This is a genomic window from Massilia sp. FBCC-B171 (genome assembly GCF_059134155.1).
In genome coordinates, this window is sequence record NZ_CP101443.1 from 4,589,013 (window position 1) to 4,601,820 (window position 12,808).

The 12,808-nt window shown below is 64.4% G+C and carries 10 protein-coding genes; 6 read left to right on the plus strand and 4 right to left on the minus strand.

The annotated features are described in order from the left end of the window. Position 1: 1 nt before the first annotated feature. Entirely contained in the window at positions 2-3,526 is a 3,525-nt protein-coding gene (locus tag NMB41_RS20865) for an ABC transporter permease/M1 family aminopeptidase (RefSeq protein WP_494379709.1), read from the plus strand. A gap of 43 nt (positions 3,527-3,569) precedes the next feature. Beyond that, positions 3,570-3,779 carry an addiction module protein gene (locus NMB41_RS20870; RefSeq protein ID WP_494379710.1) on the plus strand — a complete coding sequence of 70 codons (210 nt, stop codon included), beginning with the start codon at positions 3,570-3,572 and terminating at the stop codon, positions 3,777-3,779. A 157-nt stretch (positions 3,780-3,936) separates the two neighbouring features. Here NMB41_RS20870 and NMB41_RS20875 read toward each other — a convergent pair whose 3' ends face one another. Beyond that, positions 3,937-6,576 carry a DNA topoisomerase III gene (locus NMB41_RS20875; RefSeq protein ID WP_494379711.1) on the minus strand — a complete coding sequence of 880 codons (2,640 nt, stop codon included), beginning with the start codon at positions 6,574-6,576 and terminating at the stop codon, positions 3,937-3,939. Positions 6,577-6,888: 312 nt separating this feature from the next. Between NMB41_RS20875 and NMB41_RS20880 the strand changes: the two genes are divergently transcribed. Further along, the gene (locus NMB41_RS20880) at positions 6,889-7,344 is read left to right on the plus strand and encodes a MarR family winged helix-turn-helix transcriptional regulator (protein WP_494379712.1); all 456 of its coding nucleotides are present in this window, start codon (positions 6,889-6,891) and stop codon (positions 7,342-7,344) included. A 129-nt stretch (positions 7,345-7,473) separates the two neighbouring features. After that, on the plus strand, positions 7,474-7,899 hold the full coding sequence (locus NMB41_RS20885) for an organic hydroperoxide resistance protein (RefSeq protein ID WP_494379713.1): 426 nt from the start codon (positions 7,474-7,476) through the stop codon (positions 7,897-7,899). A gap of 108 nt (positions 7,900-8,007) precedes the next feature. Here the strand turns inward: NMB41_RS20885 and NMB41_RS20890 are convergent, their stop codons facing one another. The 3 genes from NMB41_RS20890 to NMB41_RS20900 all read right to left on the minus strand — a co-directional run bounded on the left by NMB41_RS20890 (position 8,008) and on the right by NMB41_RS20900 (position 10,977). Further along, positions 8,008-8,472, minus strand: coding sequence for a Smg family protein (locus NMB41_RS20890; protein WP_136223162.1), 465 nt, complete (start codon positions 8,470-8,472; stop codon positions 8,008-8,010). A 263-nt stretch (positions 8,473-8,735) separates the two neighbouring features. Beyond that, positions 8,736-9,872, minus strand: coding sequence for a DNA-processing protein DprA (gene dprA / locus NMB41_RS20895; RefSeq protein ID WP_494379714.1), 1,137 nt, complete (start codon positions 9,870-9,872; stop codon positions 8,736-8,738). A 7-nt stretch (positions 9,873-9,879) separates the two neighbouring features. Continuing rightward, on the minus strand, positions 9,880-10,977 hold the full coding sequence (locus tag NMB41_RS20900; protein WP_494379715.1) for a LysM peptidoglycan-binding domain-containing protein: 1,098 nt from the start codon (positions 10,975-10,977) through the stop codon (positions 9,880-9,882). 293 nt (positions 10,978-11,270) lie between these two features. Here NMB41_RS20900 and def point away from each other — a divergent pair, with 293 nt between their 5' ends. Both def and fmt read left to right on the plus strand, forming a co-directional pair. Further along, the gene (def, locus tag NMB41_RS20905) at positions 11,271-11,813 is read left to right on the plus strand and encodes a peptide deformylase (protein WP_494379716.1); all 543 of its coding nucleotides are present in this window, start codon (positions 11,271-11,273) and stop codon (positions 11,811-11,813) included. 7 nt (positions 11,814-11,820) lie between these two features. Then, on the plus strand, positions 11,821-12,768 hold the full coding sequence (fmt, locus tag NMB41_RS20910) for a methionyl-tRNA formyltransferase (protein ID WP_494379717.1): 948 nt from the start codon (positions 11,821-11,823) through the stop codon (positions 12,766-12,768). The last annotated feature ends 40 nt before the right edge of the window (positions 12,769-12,808 follow it).

The following is a 12,808-nucleotide window of genomic DNA, read 5'->3' on the forward strand; positions in this document are numbered from 1 at the left end:
GATGCAGGCGCTTCTTTCCATTGCCCGTTTCGAGCTGAGCGGGCGCTCCAGGCAGGTATCGACCTGGGTCTGCTTCTTCGCCTTCGCCGCCCTGACGGTGCTGTGGACGGCTGCCGCCGGCGGCGTTTTCAAGGATACCGTCGTCGCTTTCGGTTCGCGCGTGCTGATCGACGGGCCGCGCCAGGTGGCCCTGTCCGTGGCCTTCCTCGGCTGCGCGGCGGTGGTGGTAGTGGCCGCGATCATGGGCCGCGCCGTGCAGCAGGACTTCGAGCACGGCATGCACCACTTCTTCTTCAGCGCCCCGATTCCGAAGTACAGCTATGTGTTCGGACGCTTCCTGGGCGCCTGGATCACGCTGGCCTTCGTCTTCGCCGCCATTCCGCTGGGCGCCTGGCTGGGCAGCCTGCTGCCGGGGATCGATCCCGACCGCGTGGGCGCGGCCAGCCTGCACGTCTATCTGCTGCCCTGGCTGTTCACGCTGCTGCCGAATTTGTTCATTTTCGGCGCCATCTTCTTCGTGCTGGCGGCGCTGACGCGGCGCATGCTGCCGGTCTACGTGGCCAGCATCGTCCTGATGGTGGGCTATACGGTCGCGCCTTCGCTGGCGCGCGACTTCGACTACAAAACCCTGGCCGCGCTGATCGACCCCTTCGGCACCACGGCGCTGGTGCGCCTGACCGAATACTGGCCGACCGCCGAACGCAACGCGCGCCCGGTGCTGCTCGAAGGCGTCTACCTCGCCAACCGCCTGATCTGGTGCGGCTTCGGCCTCGTGGTCCTGCTGCTGGGCTACTGGCGCTTCCACCTGGTCGGCCTGCTGGAGACGCGCGGCAGCGACCCGCGCGGCCAGGGCGAGCCGGCGCCGACACTCTCGCAAACGGCGGTCAACACGCGCGAGCAACCCGACTTCGCGCGCCGCAGCCTGGGCGCGCTCCTGGTGCGCGAAGCGGCGCTGCACCTGCGCCAGTCGGTGGCAACGCTACCCTTCGCGCTGATCGCGCTGGTGGGCATGGCCCTGCTGGCCGTGAGCAGCTTCGACCTCGGCCAGCTGCACGGCGCCTTCACCTGGCCGCAAACCTGGCAGATGCTGGAGCTGATGCGCGAGGTGTTCGCGGTGTATATCCCGGTCGTCACCATCTTCTACGCGGCCCAGCTGGTCTGGCGCGAGCGCGATGCGGCGACCTACCAGCTGTTCGACGCGCTGCCGGTGCCGGGCTGGCTGGCGCCGCTCTCGAAAACGCTGGCGCTGGTGGCGCTGCAGGCCCTGCTGCTGTTCCTGGCCATGCTGACGGCGATGCTGTGCCAGCTCGTGCGCGGCTATTTCGCGCTCGAGCCGGGACTCTACCTGCAAACCCTGTTTACGATCCTGCTGCCGGAATACGCCCTGCTGGCGCTGCTGGCGATCGCGGTGCAGGCGCTGTGCAGCCGCAAATACCTCGGTTACGCGGTGTTCGTGGCGATCGGCGTGGCTTCGTTCGCGCTGCGCGGGCGCGGCTTCGATCATCCGCTGCTGCACTACGCCGCCTTCCCCGAGCTCGACTATTCAAACATGAACGGCTATGGCCACCACCTGCTGCGCGAGCGCATGCTGGCGCTGTACTGGGGCGGTGCGGCCCTGATGCTGCTGGTGCTGACGGTGGTCCTGTGGCCGCGCGGCGTGAACGCCGAACTCAAAAGCCGGCTGCGCATGGCGCGCCGCAACCTGACCCTGCCGGCCCTGGGCGCTTTCGGCGCGGGCCTGCTGGTCTTTGGCGCGACCGGCGCCCTGCTGTGGTACGAACTGGACGTCGCCGGCAACTACCGCAGCGCGCACGCCGAGGAGCTGCGCCGCGCCGATTACGAAACGCGCTACCGCCGCTTCGCGCAGCTGCCGCAGCCGCGCGTGACCAACGTCGACCTGCAGGTCGATCTGCATCCGCGCAGCCGCGTGCTGGCCGTGCAGGGCCACTATCAGCTGCAAAACCAGACCGGCGCAGCGCTGTCGGACCTGATCCTGCACCAGCAGCCGGGCGTCGACCTGGTCACCCGCCTGTCGCAGCCGGCCCGGCTCGTGAGCGCCGACCGCAAGCGCGGCTTCTTCCACTACCGCCTGGCCACGCCCCTGGCGCCGCAGGCGCGCATCGCCCTGGCTTTCGACCTGAGCGCCGCGCCGGGCGGCCTGCTCGGCATCGGCAGCGATACGCCGGTGGCCGGCAACGGCAGCTTCTTCACGCACGAAGCGCTGCCGCGCATCGGCTACCAGAATGCGGTCGAACTGACCGATACGCGCGACCGCCGCCGCCACGGGCTGGCGCGGCGCGCGCCGCAGCCGGCCGCGCCGATCGAACGCATCGCCTTCAGCGCCATCGTCAGCACCACGCCCGACCAGGTGGCCGTGGCCCCGGGCACCTTGGAGCGCGAGTGGATCGCCCAGGAGCGGCGCTACTTCCATTACCGCTCCGAGGGCGCGGTCCCGAACGAGTACGCGATCGCATCGGCGCGCTATGCGGTGCGCAACGAGCGCTGGCAGGACGTCGCCATCGACGCCTATTTCGACCCGGCGCATGCCGACAATGCCCAGCGCCTGGTGCGCGGCGCCGGCGCCGTCCTCGACTACGGCACGCGCCAGTTCGGCCCCTACGGCCAGCACGACCTGCGCCTGGTCGAGACGCCGCGCGGCACGGGGCCGTCACGCGGCTTCCCCGGCATGCTGGCCCTGCCTGAAAACGGCGCCTTCATCGCGCGCTTGGACCCAGGCGCGGGCGGCAGCGCCCGCGGCAGCATCGATTACCCGTTCTACATGGGCGCCTGGACCACCGCGCACCAGTGGTGGAAGCGCCAGCCCGGCGGCGCCCTGCTGGCCGATACCCTGGCCGAATACACCGCGCTGATGGCGGTGCGCGCCAGCAGCGGCGCGCCCGCGATGCGGCGCTACCTGCGCGAAGACCAGCGTGCCTACCTGCTTGGCCGCGCGCTGGCCACCCGGCGCGAACAGCCCCTGACCGGAACCGTGGACGAGCCCTGGCTGCGCCAGCGCAAGGGAGGACTGGCGCTCTACCTGCTGCAGGACCTGCTGGGAGAAGAGCGCGTGAACACGGTGCTGCGCGGCCTCGTCATGCAGGCCGGCGCCCGGGCGCCCGACATGGCGGCGCTGGCCGCCGCCCTGCGCGCGGCGGCGCCGCCCGACAAAGCCTATCTGGTGCGCGACCTGTTCGAGGACATCGTGCTGTACGAGAACCGGGCCGATAGCGCCAGCGCGCGCCTGCGCCCGGACGGCAAGTACGAAGTCACGCTGCAGGCCAGCGCCGCCAAGGTGCGCGCCGGCGCCCCAAACGAGCAAAACCTGGCGCTGGCCGACTACATCGAGTTCGGCGTCGACGACCGCGCCGGCAACCCCTTGGCACGCGAACGGCGGCGCGTAAGCAGCGGCGTGCAGACCATTACCTTCGTCGTGGCGGGCCGTCCGGGACGCGCCGGCATCGATCCCGACTATAAACTCATCGACAAGAAGCCGACGGATAACATGGTAGTAGTCGACAACCGTTAAAACTCACGATATCATCGAGTTACTATTTCAGTGGGGTTTATCGATGTCGACCATGCTTGCCGAAGTTTGCGAAAAAATTCAGCTCCTCAATGCCGAGGAAAAGCATGAGGTGCTGCGCGTCCTGCTCCAGGATATCGACGGTCTTGCCGACCAGGATGCCGACGAGGCCTGGCGCGACGAAGTCGTGCGCCGCGTGAAGGCGATCCGTAACGGCGAAGCCGCTATCCGCGCCCTGCAAGACTGGCAGGAGTGAGCTGCGGCGGCGTACGCGCCGCTTGCACGCTGCCAGCGCTACCCTGATCGGGTAACGGTATAAACCGAATACCAGGTAACCGAGCATAAAAAAACCGCGACCCGAGGGCCGCGGTTTTTTTCGTTGGGGACCGCAGTCTCCCGCGGTATCCCCTATATTACTTCTTCGCGGCTGCGCGCTTGGCCGGCGCTTTCTTCGCCGCCGGCTTGGCTGCGGCTTTCTTCGCGGCCGGCTTCTTCGCTACCTTGGCCGCCACGGCGACGTCGCCGCCCTCGCCTTCAGGCGCGGCCTCAAGGGCTGCGGCCTTGCCCTTGGCGGGCGCCTTGGCCTTGCGCTCCTCGAACTCGAAGCTGATCTTGCCGTCCTTGGCGCGCGCCAGGTAGGCCTTGAACGAGCGGCGCGTGCGCTGCGACACGAAGCCCGGCAGCAGGTCGGTCTTGCCGTCGTTGAGCAGCTTGGCCATCTGCTCGGGCAGGATTTCCTGCTGCAGGATGATGCGCCCGCTACGGAAGTCGCAGGTCTTCGGCTTGGCCACGCTCTTTTCGCAAACATAGGCCAGCGGCATCTCGTAGACGCCGCCGAAGCATTTCGGGCAGGGGCCGAGCGCGGTCTGGCCGGTGAAGTCGACGCCCTCGCCGTCTTCTCCGCCTTCCTGATCCTGGCCGAAGTCGAATTCGAGCTTGAAGTTGCTGATGTCTTCATCGCGCACGATGCGCAGGATGGCCGCGAACGGACGCCCCATTTTCGAGCGGAAGCCCTGCAGCGGTCCGATGGTGCGCTTTTCCAGCAGTTCTTCGACCTCATGGATCTCGAACTGGCGGCTGCCCGGCGTCTTGCTCATCGAAAATTCGCACTTGGTGCAGGCGAAGCGGCGGTAGTTTTCCTTGACCACGCCGGCGCAGTTCGGGCACGGCGTCGTCAAGGTGGCGTAGTCGCCCGGAATCGTATCGTTGCTGTACTCCTTGGCGCGCTTGACGATGATTTGCGTCATCTGCGCAATTTCGAGCATGAACTCTTCGCGCGAGATTTTGCCCTTCTCCATCTGCGACAGCTTGTATTCCCATTCGCCGGTCAGTTCCGGCGCGGTCAGCTCGTTCACGCCCAGGCCGCGCAAGAGCGTCATCAGCTGCGACGCCTTTGCCGTTGGAATCAGCTCGCGTCCTTCGCGAATCAGGTATTTCTCGGTCAGCAGGCCCTCGATGATGGCCGCGCGCGTGGCTGGCGTGCCGAGGCCTTTACCGGCCATCGCATCGCGCAGCTCGTCCGAGTCGAGCAGCTTGCCGGCGCCTTCCATGGCCGACAGCAAGGTTGCCTCGCTGTAGCGCGCAGGCGGCTTGGTGACCAGGCCGTTGGCGGTGATTTTATCCGTCAGCACCTTCTCGCCCTTTGCGACCGGGACCAGCGTGGCGCCATCCTTGTCGTCGCCCGTGGTGTCCTTGCCGTAGACGGCGAGCCAGCCCGGGTTGGTCATGACCTTGCCTTCGGTCTTGAACTGGTGGCCCGTCACTTCGGTGAAGCGGGTCGTGACCAGGAACTCGGCCGGCGGGAAGAACACGGCCAGGAAGCGGCGCGTGACCAGGTCGTAGAGCTTTTGTTCCGGCTCGGACAGGTTTTTTGGGGCGACACCGGTCGGGATGATCGCAAAGTGATCCGAGATCTTGGTGTTGTCGAAGATGCGCTTGTTCGGCTTGACCCAGCCGTTCTTGCTGACCTGCTTGGCGAATTGGTTGTAGTTATTGGTGTCGGCCAGCGCGGTCATCGTTTCCTTGACGGTCTGGATGTAGTCTTCCGGCAGGTGGCGCGAATCGGTACGCGGGTAGGTCAGCACCTTGTGCTTCTCGTACAGGGCCTGGGCCAGGCCCAGCGTGTTCTTGGCCGAGAAGCCGAAGCGGCCGTTGGCCTCGCGCTGCAGGCTGGTCAGGTCGAACAGGGCCGGCGCCATCGAGGTGGTCGGTTTCGATTCTTCGGTGACCACGCCCTGCTTGCCGCGGCAGGCGGCGGCGATCGAGTCGGCGGCGAGCTTGCTCCACAGGCGCTCGGCGCGCTTCTCGGGATCGTTCTCGTCCTTCTTGAATTTCTGGTCGAGCCAGCGCCCTTCGTAGACGCCGGCGGCGCAGACGAATTCGGCGCGCACTTCCCAGTAGTCGCGCGAGACGAACTTCTTGATCTTCTCTTCGCGCTCGACCACGATCGACAGGGTCGGCGTCTGCACCCGGCCTACCGTGGTTAAGTAGAACCCGCCCTCTTTCGAGTTGAACGCGGTCATGGCGCGGGTGCCGTTGATACCGATCAGCCAGTCCGCTTCCGAACGGCAGCGCGCGGCGTCGGCCAGCGGCAGCATCTCTTCGTCGGTGCGCAGCTGCTTGAAGCCTTCCTTGATCGCGTTGGCCGTCATCGACTGCAGCCACAGGCGTTTCACGGGCTGCTTGGCTTTCGCATTCTGCGCGATCAGGCGGAAGATCAGTTCTCCTTCGCGCCCCGCGTCACATGCGTTGATGAGGGCGGTGACGTCCTTACGCTTGATGAGCTTGTTCAGCACCTTCAGGCGCGACTCGGTCTTCGCGATCGGGTTCAGCGCGAAATAAGGCGGAATCATCGGCAGGTGGGTAAAGCTCCACTTGCCGCGCTTGACGTCGTATTCCTCGGGCACCGCGATTTCCAGCAGGTGGCCGACGGCGGACGAAAGGACGTATTCGTCGGATTCGAAATACTCATCGTGCTTGGTGAAGCCGCCCAGCGTCTTGGCGATGTCGTTCGCGACTGACGGCTTCTCGGCGATGATGAGGGTTTTGGTCATAGGGTTTCTCGTCGTGCTTATATATTAGGTGTTTGGCCTGCGCATCATACATGCTTTGGCGGCGGGGCCGTGGCCATGGCCAAGTGTCTTAGTGGTAACAGTCCTGAATGAGCGGCCAATGATAAGCGCGTTATTGTGCTGTTCGCAAGTAGCCTCTGCACCTGCGTTGTGCGGCGCGACATCGACAGCCTCACGATTGCACGGTCGTGGCGCATGCGCAACGATGCGTTTCTCACGTCCAGCAGCGTGTCCGTCGCGCGCATCGCACATGAATCGCTTGCAATTAGATAGCGCACGACATAAAGTGCGCCCATGACAAGCAAATCCGCCAAGACCGACGCCCTGCTGCGCCTCGACAGCCAGCTGTGCTTCGCCCTCTACTCGGCCAACCTGGCCATGACCAAGGTGTACCGGCGCCTGCTGGCCGACCTGGGCCTGACCTATCCGCAATACCTGGTGATGCTGGTGCTGTGGGAAGCCGATGGCGTGACGGTTTCGGCACTGGGCGAGCGTTTGTTCCTCGACTCGGCCACGCTCACGCCCCTGCTCAAGCGCTTGCAGGCAGCCGGCCTGGTGCTGCGCGAACGCGGCGTGGACGACGAACGCCAGGTGCTGGTCAGCCTGAGCGAGGCCGGCCGTGCACTGCGCAGCAAGGCGCGCGCCGTGCCGGAGAATGCGTTCTGCGCCACGGGCTGCAAGCCGGACCAATTGCAGGCGATCCGGCGCGACCTGGAACAGTTACGGGCGCGCCTGGCGGAACATACGTAACGTAGGCAGTGCATCTATTAATTAACTGAACTTATGAAATACGCGCATTTATATAGTGCGCGATTTAATCGACAGCGATCTATCGTGGTAAGGCGCTGTCCTCTTGTTCCCACGACCTTGGAGAAAAACATGTCCCTCGAAAAAACCTTGTATGTCGCTCACGCAACTGCCACCGGTGGCCGGGACGGCCGCGCCGTCTCGTCCGACCAGCAACTCGATGTCGCACTGGCCACGCCGCGTGAACTCGGCGGCGCGGGCGGCGCAGGCACCAATCCGGAACAGCTGTTTGCGGCCGGCTATGCCGCCTGTTTCATCGGCGCATTAAAAGTCGTGGCAGCAAAAGAAAAGGTGGCGCTCCCGGCGGATACCTCGATCGCGGCCGATGTCGGCATCGGTCCGATTCCAAACGGCTTCGGCATCGAAGTGACACTCAATGTCTCAGTTCCAGGCCTGGCGCGCGAGCTGGCCGAATCGCTGGTGCAAAAAGCGCACGTGGTCTGCCCGTATTCGAACGCCACGCGCGGCAACATCGACGTGACGCTCAATATTGTTTAAAAGATTTTGACTGCGGGCATTACTACAACCGCGGTGCACGAAAAAAAACCTGCCGCAATCGGGCAGGTTTTTTTATTGTCCTTGCCGGCGGGCGGCAGGTGCGATTCTTTAATGCAGCTGACGGGGAATCTGCTCGTCGTCGGAACCGAACAGGTCGTCGAAGATCAGTGCGTCCGGCTCCTTGTTCTGGCTCCACATCATCATCAGGACAATGATCTTCAGCTTGCTCAGGGTGACAGGCGATTCGTCCACTGCCAGTGCGCGCTCGATGACGATCTCGCGCTGCAAAGGCGTGAGCAGCTTGGCGCTCTCGAGGAACTGGATGAAGCCGATCGCGGCGCTGCCGAGTTCGTTATATTCCTCGTCCACGTAATAACGCGTGCCGGTAGAGGCGACCACGTCTGCCAGCTCTTCGCCGGCCATTTCGGTAAGACCCGTAAGCCAATCGATGGCCTCGCAGATCTCGAAGTCGTCGAAACCGACGGCGGAGAGTTTGCGTGCCAATGCAGCCGGCTCGGGGCAGGCTTCGGGACGATAGTACGTCTCGTAGAGGTAGACCAGGATGTCGAACATAGTGACGCTACTGTAGCAGCTAAGCTCGTACAGGTACAAGCTTGCTGCGTGCGTGCGCAAGCGGGGAACAGAAATCGTCGTTTTTCGGCCTTATCGGTTCATATAGGCTTGTGAGTAATTATCGATATGATGCGCTTTTTTAACATCCCATTCATCTGGCATATAAGCGCCTGAGAAAGCCCTCAGGCAAGGCGCATCGTCGAAGACAGTACGCCAGTACGGCGAGACGAATGCAACGCAGCATGAGGGCTTTGTCAGGTGCTTTAAGTGTGAACGCGCTGCACTTTTCCGCCTGGTAAACGCTCGATCATGCCCGCCATTTCAAGTGCCAATAAGCCCATGCTTAATTGACCGATATTGCTGCCGCTGCGTTCCAGTAATTCGTCGACATCGAGCGGTTCGTGTCCGAGTTGCATGAGCAAATCGGTGCAGTCTGTTTCAGTTGGCAATGCATCAGGTGATGCAGCCGATGACGGCGGCAGGAATATCAATGGCGACACGTGCATCGCTTCGAATATTTCGCCCACTGTTTCCACCAGCCGCGCACCATCGCGGATCAATTGGTGGCAGCCCTTGGCCAGCGGCGCATGGATCGAGCCGGGCAAGGCGAACACCTCCCTGCCCTGTTCGCCCGCCACGCGTGCGGTGATGAGGGAACCCGATTGCGCCGCCGCCTCGACCACCAGTACGCCTGAAGACAGTCCGCTGATGATCCGGTTGCGGCGCGGGAAATTGCCGCTGGTGGGAGGCGTGCCGAGCGCGTATTCGCTGACGATGCAGCCCTCATTGGCGATGCGTTCGGCGAGCAGGCGGTTGCGCGCCGGATAAGACAGATCGGCGCCGGTGCCGACCACGGCGATCGTCGAGCCCGCACCACGCAATGCGCCCTCATGCGCCGCAGCATCGATGCCAAGCGCGAGGCCCGACACCACGCACACGCCGGCATGCGACAGCGCTGTCGCAAAGGCCTGCGCATTGGCTTTTCCCTGCACCGTGGCATTGCGGCTGCCGACGATGGCCAGCGCCGGGCGCGCGAGCAGATCGATGCGCCCTCTTATATAGAGGAGCAGGGGTGGATCGGGAATATTCGCAAGCGCCTGCGGATAGGCGGGGTCGCCCAGCACCAGCACATGGTGCGAAGGGTCGTCGAGCCAGGCAAGCGTGGCGTCGATCAGTGCGCGTGTGGTGCTTGACGGCGGCGCAGACAAGCTGCATGCCAGTGCGGGGCCGGCGTGGGCGGCCAGCGCCGCATGGCCGGCTTGAAAGATGGCGCGCGGCGAGCCGAAGGCGCCGAGCAGCAGGTGCGCGGTGCGCAGCCCCACCCCGCGTGCGGCCTCGAGGCGCAGCCAGTCGGTGAGATGGTTGACGCGGCTGGCGGGGATGGGGTCCGTGTCCTGCACGGTGGATTTACTCCGGTGATTTCGCCACGTCGCCGACTTCCACCGGCGCCGTCACTTGCATGATCAGGCCGTACGAAACGCGCCCGAACACTCGGAAGATGAACAGGCTGCCATACTGCTCATCGGGTAGCTTGATGGTCGGTTGCTTCATGCCGAAGAAGCCTTTCCTCGCTCCCGGATCGGCCACCGTCTTCCCGAAATGATAGAGCTGCAGTACCGAGCCGACATCGAGTCCGTCAATCGAACCGCGGTTGACAGTGACGACCTGGCTCTGTCCGGCGTGGGTCACGCCGGCGTAAATCGACATCACGCGCGCGTCAATGACGGAAGCCGGCGCATGCGGCATGTAATTGCGCACGGCCGGCGGCGGCGCCGGGATCAGGCGGTCGCCGACACCCATTTCGGTCACAGAACTCGAGACCAGCATGGTGTGCACGTCGACGCCGGGTACCGCCGCCTTGACCAGCTTGGCGGTGCCGACATAGGTGGCCTCGTGCGCCAGCACGGCGCCGGTCGTTGGGTCGCGCAAGGGACCGCCCGGACGGAAGACCTGGAATTCGGTTGCGCCCTGCAAGTTGCCACGCACATACACCTTGTCGCCGGTGCCCAGATACAGGCGGCTTTCTCCGGAGGCGGCGATGCGCGGCGCGCCTTCGAGGGCATCCTTTTCGACCACCAGCGGCTGGGTAAGGAAAGGTTCGATCACGTTCGCGGGAATCGTGTCGATCGCGCCGCGCTCCAAACCTTCGCTCCTGACCTGGGGCGACAGGCGCAGCACGGGCAGCCCGCCGTCGCCATCGCCGCTGCCGGGTTTGGTCAGCGAGAGACGGCCGCGCACGCGGTCGAAATACACGATCTGGCCCGGATAGATCCAGTGCGGATTGCGGATTTCTTCGCGGTTCATGCCCCAGACCTGGGGCCAGCACCAGGGGTGCTCGAGGAAGGCGCCGGAAATATCCCACAGCGTATCGCCCTTGACGACGCGATGCTGGTCAGGGGCATTTGGCTTGAAGCTGCATTCAGCGGCCTGGACGGGGCCGGCCACAACACACGCGAAGAGCGCCGCGGCTGCAGCGCGGGTCGCGACTGTGCTAAAATTTTTCATTGAAGACGTCCGTAAAATGCGGCATTGACAACGGAATTGCTGGCTGTGCCCGTCATCCTGGCCAGCCGCGGCGCAAGAGAACAGCACGATGGTCACTCCCTTCCCGCACTGCGGATCGAAAAGGGTTGCCCTACTGAATCAAATTCTGCACATAAATCCACGAACTAGCAAGACAAACCGCGTCTTGCCAGTTGGGCGATGTGTTGCATTCCTGCTCCTCTGCCGTGCTCAATTGGCCGATCTACGGCACGTTCCCAGACAAACCTTATATAACTATTACTGAACACGCTGATATGGCCCTCCTGAACATCCTGCGCTATCCCGATCCTCGCCTGCACAAGGTCGCCGTGCCGGTCACCGAATTTGGCGAGCGCCTGGCCACGCTGGTGGCCAATATGGCCGAGACCATGTACGACGCGCCCGGCGTCGGCCTGGCCGCGACCCAGGTCGACGTGCACGAGCGCGTGGTCGTGATCGACACCACCGAAACGCATGACGAGCTGCTGGTGTTCGTCAATCCCGAAATCACCTGGGCCAGCGACGAAAAGCAGGTCTACGACGAAGGCTGCCTGTCGGTGCCGAACGTCTACGACGGCGTCGAGCGCCCGGCGCGCGTGAAAGTGCGCGCCCAGGATGTCAAAGGCGCATTCTTCGAGCTTGAGTGCGAAGGCCTGCTGGCCGTCTGCATCCAGCACGAGATGGACCACCTGATGGGCAAGGTCTTTGTCGAATACCTGTCGCCCCTGAAGCGCAACCGCATCAAGGCCAAGCTGCAGAAGGAAGAGCGCGGCCTGGAACGCGAAGCGGCCCTGAAGGCCGCCGGCCGCCGCTACTAAGGCGCCGATGAAAGTCGTTTTCGCCGGCACGCCGGAGTTTGCCGCCTGCGCCCTGCGCGCCCTGATCGATGCCGGCATCAAAGTCCCGCTGGTACTGACCCAGCCCGACCGCCCGGCCGGGCGCGGCATGCAGCTGCAGGCCTCCGCAGTCAAACAGGTCGCGCTGGAACACGGCATCGAGGTGCTGCAGCCGCTGTCGCTGCGCACCGACAGCAAGGATCCGCAGCGCGCGCTCGAGGCCAGTGCCGCGCATGAACGCCTGCTTGCGCTCGACTACGACGTGATGGTGGTGGCGGCCTATGGCCTGATCCTGCCGCGCAGCACGCTCGACATCGCGCCCTGCATCAACATCCATGGTTCCCTGCTGCCGCGCTGGCGCGGCGCCGCCCCGATCCACCGCGCGATCGAAAGCGGCGACGTGGAGACGGGCGTGACGATCATGGGCATGGAAGAAGGACTCGATACGGGCCCGATGATGCTGATCGAACGCGTGGCGATTGCCGACCTCGACACCACCGGCAGCCTGCACGACAAGCTGGCCGCGCTGGGAGCGGGCATGATCGTCGAGGCCCTGCGCCGCCTGGAACAGGACGCGTTGCCGTCCGAGCCGCAGCCGGAACAAGGCGTGACCTACGCGGCCAAGATCAGCAAGGAGGAGGCGAAGCTCGATTTCACGCTGCCGGCAGTCGATCTGTGGCGCAAGGTGCGTGCTTTCAATCCCTTCCCCGGTGCCCAAGGCAGCGTGAACGGGACCGTGATCAAGATCTGGGAAGCGCAACTGGCCGAAGGCAGCGGGCAGCCGGGGCAGGTGTTATCGGCCGATGCGCAGGGCATCGTGGTTGCCTGCGGCATGGGTGCGCTCCGTCTGCAGCAGTTGCAAAAACCGGGCGGCAAGCGCCTGGCGGCGGCGGAGTTCCTGAAAGGATTCCCGCTGGAAGGTCTCAGCTTCGCTTGATCAGTAATGAAAAACGCGCCCATCGGGCGCGTTGTCACAA

What these genes read in the sequence shown, in the direction of transcription:
- NMB41_RS20865 (WP_494379709.1), top strand. Translation starts at nt 2, where the DNA reads ATGCAGGCGCTTCTTTCCATTGCCCGTTTCGAGCTGAGCGGGCGCTCC.
- NMB41_RS20870 (WP_494379710.1), top strand. Translation starts at nt 3,570, where the DNA reads ATGTCGACCATGCTTGCCGAAGTTTGCGAAAAAATTCAGCTCCTCAAT.
- NMB41_RS20875 (WP_494379711.1), bottom strand. Translation starts at nt 6,576, where the DNA reads ATGACCAAAACCCTCATCATCGCCGAGAAGCCGTCAGTCGCGAACGAC.
- NMB41_RS20880 (WP_494379712.1), top strand. Translation starts at nt 6,889, where the DNA reads ATGACAAGCAAATCCGCCAAGACCGACGCCCTGCTGCGCCTCGACAGC.
- NMB41_RS20885 (WP_494379713.1), top strand. Translation starts at nt 7,474, where the DNA reads ATGTCCCTCGAAAAAACCTTGTATGTCGCTCACGCAACTGCCACCGGT.
- NMB41_RS20890 (WP_136223162.1), bottom strand. Translation starts at nt 8,472, where the DNA reads ATGTTCGACATCCTGGTCTACCTCTACGAGACGTACTATCGTCCCGAA.
- NMB41_RS20900 (WP_494379715.1), bottom strand. Translation starts at nt 10,977, where the DNA reads ATGAAAAATTTTAGCACAGTCGCGACCCGCGCTGCAGCCGCGGCGCTC.
- def (WP_494379716.1), top strand. Translation starts at nt 11,271, where the DNA reads ATGGCCCTCCTGAACATCCTGCGCTATCCCGATCCTCGCCTGCACAAG.
- fmt (WP_494379717.1), top strand. Translation starts at nt 11,821, where the DNA reads ATGAAAGTCGTTTTCGCCGGCACGCCGGAGTTTGCCGCCTGCGCCCTG.